The 16,413-nt window shown below is 60.0% G+C and carries 12 protein-coding genes; 10 read left to right on the top strand and 2 right to left on the bottom strand.

Annotation, left to right across the window (positions count from 1 at the left end):
- Window positions 1–27 precede the first annotated feature (27 nt).
- From BN2664_RS04545 to dapC, 10 genes are all read left to right on the top strand, one after another.
- Window positions 28–999, top strand: a complete 972-nt coding sequence (locus BN2664_RS04545) for an ABC transporter permease (RefSeq protein WP_007001388.1) — start codon at window positions 28–30, stop codon at window positions 997–999.
- A complete protein-coding gene (locus BN2664_RS04540) occupies window positions 1,000–2,010 on the top strand; it encodes an ABC transporter permease (protein ID WP_007001389.1) in 1,011 nt (336 codons plus the stop codon). It abuts the gene before it with no gap.
- Window positions 2,007–3,881: an ABC transporter ATP-binding protein gene (locus BN2664_RS04535; protein WP_007001390.1), complete on the top strand. Its 1,875-nt coding sequence runs from the start codon at window positions 2,007–2,009 to the stop codon at window positions 3,879–3,881. The genes BN2664_RS04540 and BN2664_RS04535 overlap by 4 nt, the downstream gene beginning before the upstream one ends.
- A 554-nt stretch (window positions 3,882–4,435) precedes the next feature.
- A complete protein-coding gene (locus BN2664_RS04530; RefSeq protein ID WP_007001391.1) occupies window positions 4,436–6,190 on the top strand; it encodes an ABC transporter family substrate-binding protein in 1,755 nt (584 codons plus the stop codon).
- Window positions 6,191–6,357: 167 nt separating this feature from the next.
- Window positions 6,358–6,957: a hypothetical protein gene (locus BN2664_RS04525; protein WP_007001392.1), complete on the top strand. Its 600-nt coding sequence runs from the start codon at window positions 6,358–6,360 to the stop codon at window positions 6,955–6,957.
- 206 nt (window positions 6,958–7,163) lie between these two features.
- Complete coding sequence (gene typA / locus BN2664_RS04520) at window positions 7,164–9,116, top strand: translational GTPase TypA (RefSeq protein ID WP_040317311.1); 1,953 nt, start codon at window positions 7,164–7,166, stop codon at window positions 9,114–9,116.
- A 103-nt stretch (window positions 9,117–9,219) separates the two neighbouring features.
- Complete coding sequence (locus tag BN2664_RS04515; protein ID WP_007001394.1) at window positions 9,220–9,666, top strand: hypothetical protein; 447 nt, start codon at window positions 9,220–9,222, stop codon at window positions 9,664–9,666.
- A 116-nt stretch (window positions 9,667–9,782) separates the two neighbouring features.
- A complete protein-coding gene (locus BN2664_RS04510; protein WP_007001395.1) occupies window positions 9,783–11,549 on the top strand; it encodes a VanW family protein in 1,767 nt (588 codons plus the stop codon).
- A 153-nt stretch (window positions 11,550–11,702) separates the two neighbouring features.
- Complete coding sequence (gene fdxA, locus BN2664_RS04505; protein WP_007001396.1) at window positions 11,703–12,059, top strand: ferredoxin; 357 nt, start codon at window positions 11,703–11,705, stop codon at window positions 12,057–12,059.
- Window positions 12,060–12,100: 41 nt separating this feature from the next.
- Complete coding sequence (gene dapC, locus BN2664_RS04500; RefSeq protein WP_007001397.1) at window positions 12,101–13,252, top strand: succinyldiaminopimelate transaminase; 1,152 nt, start codon at window positions 12,101–12,103, stop codon at window positions 13,250–13,252.
- Here the strand turns inward: dapC and BN2664_RS04495 are convergent.
- On the bottom strand, window positions 13,249–14,505 hold the full coding sequence (locus BN2664_RS04495) for a Maf family nucleotide pyrophosphatase (RefSeq protein WP_007001398.1): 1,257 nt from the start codon (window positions 14,503–14,505) through the stop codon (window positions 13,249–13,251). The two genes, dapC and BN2664_RS04495, sit on opposite strands and share 4 nt — an antisense overlap.
- Window positions 14,505–16,250: a DUF885 domain-containing protein gene (locus BN2664_RS04490; RefSeq protein WP_007001399.1), complete on the bottom strand. Its 1,746-nt coding sequence runs from the start codon at window positions 16,248–16,250 to the stop codon at window positions 14,505–14,507. The genes BN2664_RS04495 and BN2664_RS04490 overlap by 1 nt, the downstream gene beginning before the upstream one ends.
- Between the last annotated feature and the right edge of the window lie 163 nt (window positions 16,251–16,413).

Here is a 16,413-nt window from a genome sequence, read left to right as displayed (position 1 = left end):
TAGACCCGCAGTACAGGGGGAAACCGAGTGATCAGATATATCGTACGGAAGATCGGCTCGTGGCTTGTGCTTGTGTTCCTTGCAGTGAACATGACGTACTTCCTCGCCTCGACCTTCCTAGACCCAGCGTCAAACTACGCTGAGCGCCGCCCACCAATTCCATACGAACAGATTCAGCGCTTCTTGGAGCCTATGTATCTGGCCGATACCCAGCCGTTGCTGACGCGCTGGTGGCATTGGCTTACCCAAATCCTCACCCAGTGGAACTGGGGACTTGGATTCGTGGGCACGGGAGAGGTAAACACCGAAATCGCGAACCGCGCGCTTGTTTCCGCGGAGCTACTTGTTATGGCGACCGTTATTTCGGTTATTTTGGGCGTTGCCCTGGGCGTTTACACCGCCGCGCGTCAGTACAAGGTGGCCGACCGCGTGATCATGAGCTTCTCCGTTGTATGCATGAACCTCCACACCGCCGTTGTGTCGGTCATCCTCGTGATTATCGGCGTGCAAATTAACCAGAAGGCGGGCACCACGATTTTCTACGTGACGGGCGCCTCCGGCGGCCACGCCAGCTTCTTGGAGTTCTTGCAGCGCGTGGCACTTCCTTCGATTTCGCTGGTGATTATTAACTACGCCTCGTATCACATCACGCAGCGGTCCCTGCTTTTGGACAATATTGAGCAGGATTACGTGCGAACCGCTAGGGCCAAGGGCTTGACCCGTAACCAGGCCATTCGTAAGCACGCCTTCCGCACCTCGATCATCCCGATCGCAACCTCCGTTGCTTTCGCCATCCCCACGGTGTTCACCGGGGCAGTCGTTACCGAGCAGATTTATGCCTGGCGCGGTATGGGTGATTACCTGGTGCAGACCATCACCAAGAACGATATTCACGGAGCCGTGGCGACGGCGGCCTTCTCCGCGGTGCTGACCGCGGTGGGCGCTGTACTCTCCGACATCTTTATCGTCTTGGCCGATCCGCGAGTGAGGGTGAACTAAGTGACAACTAACTATCCGCACAACAGCGGTAACGATCCCCAAGATCTGCCCGGGCAGCCCGCGGCAGTAGGTGGGCCTCTTCCGATTGATCAGGTGCTGGCCGCAGAGCCCGTCGACGCATCCGAATATCTGGATAACGATGTAGCGCAGATCAAGTCCATGAAGAAGACCACCCTCTATCGGCGTCGCTTCATGCGTAACAAGCCCGCTATCTTCGGCCTGTTCATTTTCACCGTGCTGGCGCTGTTCGCAATGTTTGGGCGCTTTACCACCAAGTGGAGCTACTATGACGTCGACCCGACTGCGTTCACCAAGCCGCCGAGCTCGGAGCACTGGCTGGGCACCACCATGGCCGGTAATGACCTGTACGCACAGCTCATTCACGGCCTCGGCCGCTCGATGACGATCGGCTTGTCAGTTGCAATCTTCACCACGATTATCGCGGCCCTGGTGGGTACTACCGCCGCGTATCTGGGCGGGTTCTGGGAGTCGGCAATTTTGACCGTGCTCCACTTCCTCCTCGTGGTGCCGTCCTTCCTCCTCATCGCGTTGATTGTGGGCAACTACAAGGGAACGTGGATCGCCCTAACGATCGTGTTGATCCTCTTCGGATGGATGTATAACGCCCGAGTTATTTGGTCCCTGGCGCTATCAGTGCGCGAACGCGATTACATTCGCGCCGCCCGCTTTATGGGTGTGCCCGGATTCAAGGTTGTTACCCGCCACATGATTCCGAACATTGGCTCGCTCCTTTTGGTGTACGCGGTGCTCGGCGTTATTTCCGCGGTTATGTCCGAAACGTCGCTGTCCTTCCTCGGACTGGGCGTGAAAATTCCGGACGTATCCCTCGGTAACCTGCTCTCGGCCGGCGCCGCCTCGGTTCGTACCGCCAGCTGGGTGTTCTGGTTCCCGTCGATTACGCTTGTTCTTCTTACCGTGTCGATCCAGCTCATCGCCGACGGACTGCGAGATGCTCTCGACCCGAACTCGTCGGCTGGAGGTCGCCTGTGAGTACCGATTCAAACGTTAAAAAAGTAACGAACTGGCCGGGTAAGGCGGAGCCGCATAAGCCGCTCGATCAGGGCCGCTTCGAAAAGTTCGGTAGCCCCGTACTTTCGGTTCGTAACCTCAAGGTGCGTTTCCCCTCCGAAGCGGGAATCGTCAACGCCGTCAATGGCATTGACTTCGACCTTTATCCGGGTCGTTCGCTGGGAATCGTGGGAGAGTCCGGCTCCGGTAAGTCGGTCACCTCGCTGGCGATTATGGGATTGCTTCCCGAGTACGCCTCCATTGAGGGCTCCGCGCGCTTGGGCGATACGGAGCTGATTGGCTTGACCGATCGTCAGATGTCCAAGCACCGCGGCGCCGATATCGGAATGATTTTCCAGGATCCGCTTTCCGCGCTGACCCCGGTTTTCACCATTGGTTACCAACTGCGCGAGGCTCTGCAGGCCCACGATCGCAAGCTTTCCGATAAGGCGGCGAACGCGCGTGCGCTGGAGCTTCTGAAGCTGGTGGGTATTCCTAACCCCGAGCGTGGTTTGAAGTCGTACCCGCACGAGTTCTCTGGCGGGATGCGGCAGCGTGTGGTTATCGCCATCGCGATTGCCAACAATCCGAAGGTAATCATTGCCGATGAACCCACCACGGCGCTTGACGTGACCATCCAGGCCCAGATCCTGGAGATTATTGCCAAGGCGCAGGAAGAGACGGGTTCTGCCCTCATTATGATTACCCACGATATGGGGGTGGTTGCCGGCGTTGCCGACGACGTTATCGTGATGAAGAACGGCGATCCGGTGGAGCGCGGCACGGTTGAGGAAATCTTCTACGAGCCGCGCAACCCCTACACGATCAAGTTGCTTTCTGCGGTTCCGCGTATTGACAAGAAATCCCATCAGCCGCTGGTGACCTCGGAAGAGGAGGCCCTCGAGTACCGACGCAAGTTGGAAGCCGGGGAGATCGATGACGAGGGAGTGGGTCCGAAGGACTTCTCCAATGAGCCGGTGGTGCTTGAGGTCAATCACCTCACCAAGCGTTTCCCCGTTCTCAAGGGTGCGTTCTTGAAGCGTCGCGTGGGCTGGGTCCGCGCCGTCGAAGACGTCTCCTTCAACCTGCATCGCGGCGAAACTATCGCCATTGTGGGTGAATCGGGATCCGGTAAGTCCACCACCCTCCTAGAAATCATGGATATGGGTGCGGGCAAGGATCTGCACGGAGAGATCATCGTGGACGGCAAGGACGTGGTGAAGCTTTCCAAGCGCGAGCGGCGCACATTGCGTAGCAAAATCCAGATGGTGTTCCAGGATCCGATGGGTGCGCTGGATCCGCGTCTGACGGTGAAGGAGATTATCGCCGAGCCGCTTCACTCCCTGGGCTGGGAGGGTGATATTGATCAGCGCGTTTCTGATCTTATGCACCTCGTTGAGCTCAAGCCGGAAATGATTGACCGCTTCCCGGGCGCGTTCTCCGGTGGCCAGCGCCAGCGAATTGCGATTGCGCGGGCTCTCGCGACCGAGCCGGATATCCTTGTTCTTGACGAGCCGGTTTCCGCGCTCGACGTGACGATTCAGGCCGGCGTGCTCAACCTGCTCGAGCGATTGAAGGAAAAGCTTGGCGTTTCCTACGTTTTCGTTTCGCACGACCTCGCGGTTGTCAACCACATTGCCGATAAGGTTGCGGTGATGTACCTCGGCAGATTCGTGGAAACCGGGCCGACGGAAGAGGTGTTCGCTAATCCGCAGCACCCCTACACGCAGTCCTTGCTTTCCGCGGTGCCGATTCCCGATCCGAAGATCGAAAAGAATCGCAAGCGTATCCACTTCGATTCCGACGATACGAACGTGGTGTACGACGACGCAAAGGCGCCGGCCGCGAAATAGTGAAAAACCTCGGTGCCGATTCGCTCGGGTGTAACTCGGGCCGGAGAGCCTTGCTGGCTGCCGAGAAAATAAATACATATTGCACTAAGCGGGCCTCCCCTGATCGATAGGGGAGGCCCGCTTGGCCGTGCTGAGGTGCTTGGTTGTATTGGCGCGCTGGTTTGTATTGGCGCGCTTGGTGAGGGTGGGGCGGGATGTGCCTACAGCATGAGGCCCGGCGCGCCTGGAATATGAGGTTTGGCGTGCCCGCGGGGCGACGTGACTTTTAGCACGTGGAAGGCCATAGGAACGACATTGGAAACCCTGGTTGAAAATCGGACTTTTTCGCGCCGTTCGGGGGACTTCGTCCATTACAAACCCCGGGATTAGAACGTCCAAAATATGGACACTTTCGGAAAAATGGTAAAGGTTGAGTAATGTAACGGGTGTTCTAGCATTACGTAGCCTATAATTTAGAACATTCTGGACGCGGCTCTATTGCAACGGACAGAGGTTGAGGGTTTTGTGAAGCGAAAACCACGGCGAAACCCACACAATTCACGAAGGGATTCTGAATGAAGAAGACAGGATTGATCGGCGCACTCGCCGCGCTGTCGCTGGTCCTCTCCGCTTGCTCCGGCGGCGGAAACGGCAATGGCGGCACCGCTAACGGCGGTAGCGAGTCGAAGGGTTCGGAAGATTCGAGCGTCAAGATCGTTGACGAAGGTGGAGTTCAGTACCTCCACGCGGACTACGATGATCTCAAGCAGGGCGGCGAACTTACCTTCCCGATCGGCGAGATCACGCAGCAGCAGAACAATTTCCACCAGGAAATGACCAACGACACCCGTTTGGTCTGGGATTTCTACAATGCCCAGATGGTCAGCTTCGATGGTGCGGGCAACTTCTCGGTGAACCCGAATTACCTCACCAGCGCGAAGGCTGAAGAGGTCGACGGTAAGACCGTTGTTACCTACGACATTAACCCGGACGCCACCTTCAACGATGGCACTCCGCTCGACTACAAGGCTTTCAAGACCACGTGGGAAGCCAACAACGGCTCCAATGACGCTTACCTGGTTAACTCGACCGACGGCTACGTGAAGATTACGTCCGTTGAGCCCGGCACCAGCGATAAGCAGGTCGTTGTTACCTTCGATGGCCCCTACGCATGGTGGCAGGGTCTGTTCAGCACGGTTCTGCACCCCGCGGTGAACACTCCGGAGCTCTTCAATGAGGCTTATGTGAACCAGGTTCACCCGGAGTGGGGCATTGGCCCGTACAAGGTTGAGAACTTCGATATCTCGGGTGGCCAGTTCACTTTCGTTCCGAACGAGAAGTGGTGGGGCAAGCCCGCGAAGCTCGATCGCGTGATCTTCCGTCAGATGGAGTCGCAGGCTACTATCAACGCCTTCACGAACCGCGAGACCGATTACACCGGAGTTTCCACGCAGGAAAACATTGCCGCTGTTCAGGGTATGAGCGGAATCAACATCTACACCTCGATGAAGCCGGCAAACTACCTTATGACCCTCAACTCGGACGCGGATGCCTTCAGCGATCCGATCGTGCGTGAGGCTGTTATGAAGTCCATCGATCGTAAGTCGGTGGCGGAAGTCCGCTTCCAGGGCACGGGTTACACCGAGGCGCTGCCGGGCTCCTTCGTTCTCTTCGGTTCGCAGGAAGGCTACGAGGATAACTTCGGCTCTGAAGTCTCCTACGATCCGGAAGGCGCCAAGGCTCTCCTCGAGGGCGCTGGATACACCAAGAACGCCAACGGCATCTTCGAGAAGGACGGCAAGGCTCTTACCGCCCGTTACGTCCTCTTCGGTGATTCGGCTCTCAACCAGTCGATCGCTCAGGTGATCCAGGCTCAGCTCCGCGCACTCGGTGTGGATATGCAGATTGATTCGCGTCCGTCCGCCGAGTTCTCCAAGGTTATGTCTGAGAAGGACTTCGATATGCTCCTCTCCGGTTTCGCTTCGTCCGATCCGTTCGGCGTTGCCTACTTCGGTCAGGTCTACTACTCGCCTAACCACGACGAGTACTCGGGCCTGAACAAGTCCGGCACCGGTTCGGATGAGTTCGACGCGAAGATCACCGAAATGACGAAGATCGCTGATCCGCAGGAGCAGATCAAGCGCGCTAACGAACTCGAGAAGGAAGCGTTCGATTTCTACGGCATTATGCCGATGTTCAATGGTCCGGCGCAGGCCGCTATGGATCAGAACCTCGCTAACTACTCTGAGGGCTCGTTCCGCACCAACCTCGTTGAGAACATTGGTTACGTCGAGAATGGTCCGCACTTCAACGCGCTGGAGAACAAGTAACCCTCTCACCGCAGTAACCTCGCGTTACTCGGTTGGTAGGTAAAACGCAGGGGGAGTGGCCCGGATGTATCCGGGCCACTCCTTTTGTATTGGAATTATTACAGAGTTGACTCGAGATGTGAACGGTCTGGCTGTCAGGGTGCTGGCCCTGTGTGAGAATAACGCCTATGACATCTACATATCGCCTCCGCTCAGGAAGTCAAAAGGCAGCTGCCATTGCCTTTGGCATTATCGGCATCTTGGCCGTCGTCGCCCAAATGTTTGCCGGGAGCGGCTGGAAATACCTGCCTCCCACCATCGTCTTCGCCCTCGGGATGGGCGTTATCGGCTGGGCCGGGTTCTGGCTACCGAGCGTGAAAGTGGACCGGGAAGCGATTTCCTTCCTCAACAGCTTCCACACCGTGCGCATCCCCTTCTCCCAAGTTGCGGTGATCGAGTCGCGTTACGGAATGGCGGTTACCGATCAGCGCGGACGCAACTATCACGCGCGTTCCTTCGGAGCGGCGGGCCTGGCGGCTCGTTTGAAGGCCACGGGCGAAGATTTGCCGGTGAGCGGTCAGGGAGATTTTGACCTCACCACCGCGACCCGCCCTGCCACCAACCTGCTCAATGACTTGATTGATGCTTTCCCCCAGCTTTCGCGCAACTCTGCAGGCCAGCGGGTGAGCCGGTATATCGCCTGGGACCGGGTCCTAGGGATCCTGGGCGGAATTGGGATTTCCCTGCTGGGTATTTGGTGGACGACGTCGATGTACGGCGGAATCTAGCCCGTCAAAATGATTGCGTTAGGCGCGTGTGGCGATGAACCATCAACGCCCCGGATTTTCACCCAGGTGCCAGGGTAATTTAGCCCATGGCGAGGGTCGTATGCGTAACAAACGAGGGCAAGAGTTTCCTAAACGCGCGTAACATGGGCCCGGCGCTTCCGAAAGCGATCGGCGCAAAATATACCGGAAGCAGGAAAGGCACGCTTTTGAGCACTCGTAAAGATCTCCGTAACGTTGCGATCGTGGCACACGTGGACCACGGCAAAACGACGCTAGTCGATGGCATGCTCTGGCAGGGAGGAGCCCTCGGCGAGCGTGCCAACCCCGAAAAAACCGGCGAGCGCGTTATGGACTCCGGTGAGCTCGAGCGCGAAAAGGGCATCACCATCTTGGCGAAGAACACCGCGATTCGCTACCACGGCCCGTCCGCGGCGGAATTTGGCGCGCCCGACGGCGTCACCATTAATGTGGTCGATACGCCCGGGCACGCGGACTTCTCCGGCGAGGTGGAGCGCGGCCTTTCCATGGTCGACGGCGTCGTTCTGCTAGTGGATGCCTCCGAGGGCCCGCTGCCGCAAACCCGCTTTGTGCTCCGTAAGGCACTCGAGGCTAACCTGCCGGTTATTACCGTCATCAATAAGGTTGACCGTCCCGATGCTCGCATTGAAGAAGTGGAAAGTGAAGCGCAGGATCTCCTGCTACAGCTCGCTTCTGACTTGGACGATCCGGATGAGGAAGCAATTGAGAAGCTTTTCGAGGTTCCGGTAATTTACGCTTCCGCCAAGCAGGGGCGCGCCTCTCTGGAGCGCCCGGCCAATGGCGATGTTCCCGCGAATCCGGATCTGGAGCCGCTCTTCCGCGCCATCTTGGAATACATTCCGGCGCCGGAATACGACGACGATGCACCGCTGGTCGCGCAGGTGACCAACCTTGACGCCTCGCCTTTTCTCGGGCGCCTAGCGCTGTTGCGTATTTACTCGGGCCGCCTGTATAAGGGCGCGACCGTGGGTTGGGTACGTCACGCGGGCGAGGAGGCCGACGGCGAAGCTGAGCCGGAAATGAAGCAAGTGCGTATTTCTGAGCTCCTGGTGACAGAGGGGCTCACCCGCAAGCCGGCTGAGTCCGCGTACGCCGGAGATATCGTGGCCGTGGCAGGTATTGAAGATATTACGATCGGTGATTCTCTGGTGGATCCCGAAAACCCGCGTCCGCTCCCTCCGATCCACGTGGATCCGCCGGCAATTTCCATGACCATTGGCATTAACACCTCGCCGCTGGCAGGTAAGGGCGGAAAGGGCCATAAGCTCACCGCCGGTCAGGTTAAAGCGCGCCTCGAGCAAGAGACGGTGGGTAACGTCTCCGTTCGCGTTCTTCCCACTGACCGCCCCGATGCCTGGGAGGTACAGGACCGCGGCGAGCTGGCTCTGGCAATCCTGGTGGAGCAGATGCGCCGCGAAGGCTTCGAGCTGACCGTGGGCAAGCCGCAGGTGGTTACGCGCGAAATTGACGGTAAGGTGCACGAACCGATGGAGCGCACCACCATTGACGTGCCCGAGGAGTTCCTCGGCGCGGTGACCCAGCTAATGGCCTCTCGCAAGGGCCTGATGGAAACCATGACGAACCACGGCTCGGGCTGGGTGCGGATGGAGTTCGTGGTACCTGCCCGCGGCATGATTGGCTTCCGCTCGCAGTTCCTCACCCAGACGCGCGGTACCGGCATCGCGGCTTCCATCTCCGAGGGCTACGCTCCCTGGCAGGGAGAAATCATCGCCCGCGCTACCGGCTCGCTGGTGGCCGATCGGCAGGGCCAAGTTACCTCCTACGCGCTACTTCGCCTGGAGGATCGTGGAACGTTCTTCGTCAGCCCCGGAGACGAGGTCTACGAGGGTGAAGTTGTGGGCGAAAACCCGCGCGATGAGGATATGGACGTCAATGTGGTGCGCGCTAAGGAACAAACTAATATGCGTTCATCCACCGCGGATGTCATGGAGGTGTTGCAGGCTCCGCGCAAGCTGACCCTGGAGGAGGCCATTGAGTTCGCCGGCAACGACGAGTGCATCGAGGTAACGCCCGAAGCTATTCGCGTGCGCAAGGTGGAGCTTTCAGCGGTCGAGCGCGGCAAGATCGCCGGCCGTCGCAAGCGTGCTGCCGGCAAGTAGGATAACTCGCTTGCGGTAGATACGCCTCGGCGGTTCCTGTGCGTACGCCTGCGTTCCGCGAGTGACTGAGCATCCTCGCGGGCCGGGCACGTACACTCGGGGTATGACACAAGGCAGGACGAACGGGCAAGGTCCCAGTAAGCGGGAAGAATCGAAACGCTCGGTGTGGATCTGCGGCATTATTGGCGCGGTCTTGGGCGTTTTTGCCGGATCCCTCGGGGTTATCACCCACGCCGGAATGGCGGGTATCCCCGGAACGAGTATGAACGTCTCCTGGGTGGGCCTCATCGTGGGCTTCGGCGTCGTCGGAACGGGGGCCTGGTACGCACTGGACTCCAACGGCCACGCAGGGTGGGGAGGCTTCACCCTCGCCACCTGCCTGGTGACCTTTTTCCTCCTGTGGGCTCCGCCGGCCAATGATGTGCTCATCCTCAGCAGCATCCTGGCGAATATGTGGCTGATTCTGACTCCGATTGCCTGCCTGATCCCGCTTTTCCTGCGGCTGCGATCGGGCCGTGACGAGGATAAATCCCCCGCTCGGAGCCAGTAGACGTTCGGCGTTAATCCGCGGAACGAGGCGCGGTAATTGGTGTCCTGAGCCACCGCGCGCGGGCGCGTGGCGCCGGTAGAATCGCTCCGGACCCTGAGGATGGAAGCGTGGCACGAATGGAATCGTCATCACAATTGACCGGCACTGCTGGCCCTAGCCATTACCGCCCGGCGCCGGAAAAGCGCGCGCGGACGGGAGGCTCTCCGGCCGAAAAACCTATGCGTTGGCCCTGGATTGTACTGGGCATAATTGCCCTCTTCGCTGGAATCTATGTGGGCCTAGCCTGGTACCAGTCCGGGCGTATTGCGCAGGGCACCACCGTGGAGGGCGTGAAAATCGGAGGGATGACCGCTGAAGAGGCGAATCAGACCCTGACTTCGGCGTTCGATGAACGTCTTTCGCGCGATGTAAATTACGTGGTTGATTCCGATACCTTTACCGCCAATCCCTCCTCCTACGAGCTCGGGGTGGACGTGAACGGCACTCTTGACGGAATCACCAAATTCACCCTCAACCCCAAGTCCATGTTTGCGGGGTTGTTTGGTTCGGCCAAGGTGGAGCCGCGCTATACCTTCAACGAGCAGAAGCTGGCCGAAGTCACCGAGCAGTTGCTTTCCGAAACCGGAACCGCGCCCGTAAATGCTGGGCTTACTTTTGAAGGTTCCGCTCCGGTACTCTCACCCGCGCAGTCCGGATCGGCCGTGAGCACGGATGCGGCCCGCCAGGCGCTTATCAACACCCCGCTACGCGGCGAGGAGCGCGCGGAACTGGTGGCCGAGCGAAAAGATCCGGCGATTAACGACGCCGCGGCCAAGCGCGCTAATGACGAACTGGCTACCCCGCTCGTCTCTGGTGATCTACGGGTACGGGTAGGGGAGGCAGAGACTTCCCTTCCTCCCGCGGTTTTGGCGCGCGCCGCGCGCTTTACCCCCGCCGAGGGGGCACTCCAGCTGGAAATGGATCCGCAGGTGCTGGGCGATGCGGTGCGCGAACGCCTCCCGGAGATCATTAAGCCCGGTGTTGATGCGCGGATTGAAATTACCGATCACACCACCCCCACGATTATCCCCTCCGAGGATGGGCAGGGGATTGACGATGCTGATTTGGCTGCAAAAGCTACTCAAGCCGGCGTGAAAACGGTTGCTTCGGAACGCCAGGTAGAGGCGAAGGTGGCGCCCATGCCAGCGCAATTCACCACCGCCGATGCGCAGGCTATGGGTATCAAAGAAGTGGTATCAGAGATTTCCACGCCGCTTACCAATGATTCGGTGCGCACCAAGAACCTGGTGGTCGGAAACGGGAAAGTTTCCAATACCCTGATCAAGCCGGGGGAGCGTTTCTCCCTTTTGGATACCCTGGGTCCCATCACCGCTGAAAACGGCTTTGTTTCCTCGGGCGTGGTGGCTAACGGCTTCAACGACACCGCCATGGGTGGCGGCCTCTCGCAACTTTCCACGAACACCTTTAATATCGGCTACCTGGCCGGTATGGAGGATATCGAGCACAAGCCTCATTCGAAGTACTTTGAGCGTTACCCAATGGGCCGCGAGGCGACGCTTTGGGAAGGCTCCGTGGATATGGTGTGGGCTAATCGCTCACCCTACGGAGTCATGATCGATAGCTATATCGAAAATGGCAAGGTCGTCACCAAGCTTTGGTCCACGAAGCATTTCACGGTAGAGACGTCAACTTCCGCGCCGCGGGGATACACCCAGCCGACGATGGTCGAAGATTCGGGTGCGGATTGCAAACCGCAGGGTCGGGGAGGCCCCGGGTTTACCGTGACCGTGACACGCACCGTCACCGATCCGAGCGGGACCGTGGTGGAAGATTCCTCCTACAACTGGACGTATCAGCCGGTTAACGGCCGCACCTGTAGCTAAAGCGCCGGCGATTGCGCAAAGTCGCGGTTAAGTAACGCGCGTGTTTCGAAATTGACACTTTCGAGCTCGCGCGCGATCAACGCGCTACCGTATTTAGTAGAACAATCGTTCTGGTGCCCCGAGGGTGCGCCAAATAAATCGTGAGGAGGAACCGTGGCGTACGTCATCGCAATGCCCTGTCTTGATGTCAAAGACAGAGCGTGCGTGGATGAGTGCCCCGTCGACTGCATTTACGAGGGCGAGCGGATGCTCTACATCAACCCCGAGGAATGCGTCGACTGCGGAGCGTGCGAAACGGCTTGCCCCACCGAAGCGATCTATTACGAAGACGATGTGCCCGAGGAGTGGAGCGTCTTCACCGCGGTGAACGCGGAGTTCTTCGAAGAAATCGGTAGCCCGGGCGGAGCGCAAATGCTGGGCCCGCAAGATTTCGATCCGCCCTATATTACGAATTTGCCGCCGGACGCGAACGCTGAGATGGTCCGCGCGCACGCCGCCGGGGAGCTCTAGACTTCTCCCTATCGAACACACTTCGATTTTTGGGGGAACACATGGGACTATACGGCGGAGCGTTGCCTGATTTTCCGTGGGATTCGCTGGCCGAGGTGCGCCAGCGCGCGGCAAGTTATCCCGCCGGCGCCGTCGACCTCACCATTGGTTCGCCAGCGGACCCGGTTCCAGAGGTTATTCGAAGCGCGTTTACGACGGCCGCCGACGCGCACGGCTACCCGGGAAATGTGGGCACCGCGCGCTTGCGCGAGGAAATTGTCTCCTGGCTCATTCGCCGCCGCGGCCTTGACGCGAACGGCCCGCAACCGGGCGTTCTTCCCACGATTGGCTCGAAGGAACTCATAGCCCTTCTACCCGCTTTCCTGGGCTTGGGCGCTCCGGATACGGTGGGTTATCCGGCGGTCGCCTATCCCACGTACGACGTCGGAGCGCGGCTGGCGGGAGCCACGCCGGTTCCCATCGATATTGAAAGCGACCCGCACACCTGGCCCAAGCTCTCGCTCCTTTGGCTCAATTCTCCGGGCAACCCAGACGGCCACGTGCTCGATATGGACCAATTGCGGCGCATTCGGCAGTGGGCGAAGGGAACCGGCACCGTTATCGCGAGCGACGAATGCTACGGCGAACTGGTGTGGGATGTGGCGCAGGCGCCCTCCATCCTCGATGCGGGGGTGTGTGAAGGGGATTTGCGAGGCCTGCTTTGCGTTTATTCGCTTTCCAAGCAGTCCAACCTTGCCGGTTACCGGGCCGCTTTCGTGGCGGGCGATCCGAGCCTTATCGGCCCGCTGGCCGAGGTCCGCAAGCACGCGGGATTTATGGTTCCCGGACCGGTCCAGGCGGCAATGGTTGCGGCCTTGGCGGATGATGCCCACGTGGAGCGCCAGCGCGCCCGGTACGCGCGCCGGCGCGAGGCTCTGCTGGAAGGTTTTATCCATACCGGGCTGGTCAATGACCCCAAATCGGTGGCCGGCCTCTACCTGTGGCTGAGCGCCCCGCGTAGCTCGCTGACCGGCCGGCAAATCGTCAGCGCTTTGGCTGATATCGGGATTATCGCTACCCCGGGAGATTTCTACGGGGAGGTCTCGGCGGGATATATCCGGGTCTCGTTGACCGCTCCGGATTCGGATATCGCGCAGGCCGCCGAGCGCCTGGCGCAGTTCCGATTGCCTGGTGCGAGCGAAGCCAAGCTCTAGCCCAGCAATCCCGCCTGGCGGGCGAGATCGAGCACCTCGGGCCAGGAGCGCGCAAAGGAAGGCAGGAGGGGTAGCTCCTCCACAGCATCCACATCCACCCAGCGCAGTTCAACGGACTCCGGATCCGCGTGCGCCTGAATCCCGTCGCGGACGCTAGCGAGGAAGGTCGTATAGGCCCAATCGCCGTGATTATTCTCGTGGCGGGCCTGGACGTCTAGGAAATCACGGCTAATTGCGGCCTCTTCTTCGAATTCACGTAGCGCCCCAGCCAGCGGGGTTTCATCCCACTCAATGGCACCCCCGGCCACCGCCCACGTTCCCCCTCCGTGAGACCATTTGGATCGATGTTGCATGAGGAGCTCCGGGCGTCCGTTGTGCTGGCGGAAAGCCGCCACGCCGGCTGCTCCGTTCATGCCCCAGTGGCGCTTTCCGCAACCGCACAGCATAAAACCGTCCGCACCATGGTGGTAGCTTCCCTCCTGCCGGGAAGCGAGCAGGTTGGCCGTCCAAGCGGGCATGATGCCGTTGGCCGGGCAGCGCGGTGAGGCCCAGAACTGGGTGAAGGACACCCCGAACTCGGCCGCCAGTTGGCGCACCAGCGGCAGGGAGACTCCCACCACGCCGTGATAGTCGCCTTCAATATGTTCAATGAATGGCCCGCCGAGCCCATCGGTGGTGAAAGATCCGGCTACTTCAAGCGGCTCTCCGGTCTCGATATACGCCTCTATTTCGGCATCGCTCAGCTGGGCAAAGTGCACCCGAGCGTGCGAAATCGCGCCTAAGGAACGCAACGTCCCGGCGTGTACCAGGCAGTGCCCGGTATGCAAAACCCCGGATCGGCCGCGCATTCGCCGCAGGCGCTCGCGAGCAATGTCGGCACTATGCGGCTTGCCGTGAATCTCACCCTCGAATTCAAACATGGAATCGCAACCGAGGATGAAATCGGCCTCCTGGTGTAGGTCGGCCGCCACGGTACGCGCCTTGGCGGAAGCCAGGGCTAACACCTTAGTGCCGGGTGCGGCACCGGAGCGTTCCAGCCGCGAAAGTAAATCTTCTTCATCCACCCCGGAGACTTGTACCCGCGGATTTACTCCCGCCGCACGCAGGGTGGCGAGCCGAGCCGGAGACTGGCTCGCCAGAGTGAGCTGGAGGCGGGGGAGCGGCGGCGCATCCACCGGGCCGGCTCCCGCGGGCCCCAGGCCCGGGAAGACCTTATTCGGATCGGGAGAGGCGCCGTCGTTTAGCGAAGACATTAGGAAAGCTCCTCCCGTAGCACATCGAGCCCTACGCCGCCAAGCGAAAGCGCCCGCATATGCCAATCCTTCAGATCAAATTCGCCCGCGCACGTGAGGCGGGCGTGGTCACGCAGTTCGTTCCAGATATGCTGGCCGATCTTGTAGGAGGAGGCTTGGCCGGGCCACCCTAAGTAGCGGTCGAGCTCGTAGGAAAGGAACGCCGGCTCCATGGCCACGTTTTCACGCAGGAATTCCCAAGCCGAATCGTGGTCCCAGGGCTTGCCGCTCGCCGCCGCCCCGCAGGGGGAGACGAAGGAGCCGCCCGCGCCCGCGGAGGCGGAGTTCTGAGAGGAGGGGGCGAGGATCTTCGCCCAGTCGCCGCTGTCTTTACCCAGGTGAACGCCCATGTCGACGACGATGCGCGCGGCCCGCAAGCGCTCCGAATCGAGTACGCCCATGCGGTCGCCCGGATCGGACTGGAAACCTAGCTCGGCCATGAGCTGCTCGGCGTACAGCGCCCAGCCCTCGCCGTGCCCGGAAACCCAGTAGCCCTGGCGGCGCCAGGTGTTGAGCATGTCCTTGAGGTAAACGGCGAGGCCAAGCTGTAGATGATGGCCAGGCACGCCCTCGTGGAAGACGGTGGTTTTCTCCTGCCAGGTAGAAAACTCGGTGACTCCCGCCGGAACGGACCACCACATGCGCCCGGGACGCGAGAAATCATCGGAGGGTGCGGTGTAGTAGATCGCGCCGGAATCGGAAGGTGCAATCATGCACTCAATGGTTTGCATAGGCTCCGGAATGTCGAAGTAGTGCTGGGCTGCCTCCATGGCCGCATCGGCGGTGCGTTGCATCCACTCTTGGAGTTCGGCAACGGAATGTAGCTTGTAGCGCTCTTCGTGGTTGAGGCGGTCCATGGCTTCGCGCACGGAAACGCCCTCACCGTACAGATCCTTGGCAATACGCCGCTGTGCCTTATCGATTCGGCGTAGTTCTTCAATTCCCCATTCGTAAGCATCGTCCAGATCGACGGTTGCGCCGAGGAACTCGCGCGAGTGAAGGGCGTAGCGATCTCGCCCGACGGCGTCGCTTGCCACCGCTCGCGGGGCAATGGCGGTGCGCAAAAACTGTGCTAGCTGTGCGTATGCCGCCTGGGCCTGGGCGGCGCCTTCGCTGAGGGATGCCTCTAGCCCGGGGTGCTGAGCGGCTCCCTGCGCGGCGAGCTTGGCGAAAGAGCCGTCCTTGCCCGCGTGCTGTTCGGCCTGCTCAATGCAGCGCTCCACCTGGCGGCGCGGGAAGTCTGGGCCATTTTGCGCGCGCTGGGTGAGCGATTCCTGGTATCCAGACAGTGCGCCCGGAACGGCGCGCATACGCTCGGAAATCGTCTCCCACTCGATCTCGCTCTCCTGGGGCATCAGATCGAAGACCTCGCTAATACCCTGCAGAGGAGACTCAATAACGTTGAGCATCCCAACGGTTTCGCCGGCTTCGTAGAGTTCAACTTCGAGGTTGAGGCGCTCGCGCAGACCGCTCGTGGTCACCCGATCGGTGGCGTCGGCTTCTTCCAAGCCATCTAGTTCGCGCAGAATTTCCTTGGCCAGATCAATCTGCTGGGCGATGCCAACGGGTGAAACGTCGTCGAGCTGCGTTTCGGGAGCGCCGGGGATGCCGGTTGCGGTGACCGTTTGCGGGGACGAATCGAGTTTCAGCTGGAAATAGCGATCGGCCAGCTGGTCAATTGCGGTGTATTCGCGTTCTCTTTGCACATTCCCACTGTAGCGGGCGGGACCGCGCCGGTCACCGAGAAAACCTCGGCTGAGGACAGTAAATGCTGGAGGCGAAAACCGGGCGACTTGCGTCCTGAGCCGTTACAGTTAGAGTTGTTATGTGATTAACGCCACCAAGTGGTAAAGTATTGCGGTGTGATTC

Origin of the sequence: Actinobaculum massiliense (assembly GCF_001457435.1) — a bacterium.
Taxonomy (GTDB): domain Bacteria; phylum Actinomycetota; class Actinomycetes; order Actinomycetales; family Actinomycetaceae; genus Actinobaculum; species Actinobaculum massiliense.
Note: the sequence above shows the minus strand (reverse complement) of the source record. Positions and strands in the feature narration are given on the sequence as shown.

Bases quoted from the DNA above. Each gene is read 5' to 3' on its own strand.
- BN2664_RS04530 (WP_007001391.1), top strand. From the start codon at position 4,436: ATGAAGAAGACAGGATTGATCGGCGCACTCGCCGCGCTGTCGCTGGTC.
- dapC (WP_007001397.1), top strand. From the start codon at position 12,101: ATGGGACTATACGGCGGAGCGTTGCCTGATTTTCCGTGGGATTCGCTG.
- BN2664_RS04525 (WP_007001392.1), top strand. From the start codon at position 6,358: ATGACATCTACATATCGCCTCCGCTCAGGAAGTCAAAAGGCAGCTGCC.
- BN2664_RS04495 (WP_007001398.1), bottom strand. From the start codon at position 14,505: ATGTCTTCGCTAAACGACGGCGCCTCTCCCGATCCGAATAAGGTCTTC.
- BN2664_RS04510 (WP_007001395.1), top strand. From the start codon at position 9,783: ATGGAATCGTCATCACAATTGACCGGCACTGCTGGCCCTAGCCATTAC.
- BN2664_RS04515 (WP_007001394.1), top strand. From the start codon at position 9,220: ATGACACAAGGCAGGACGAACGGGCAAGGTCCCAGTAAGCGGGAAGAA.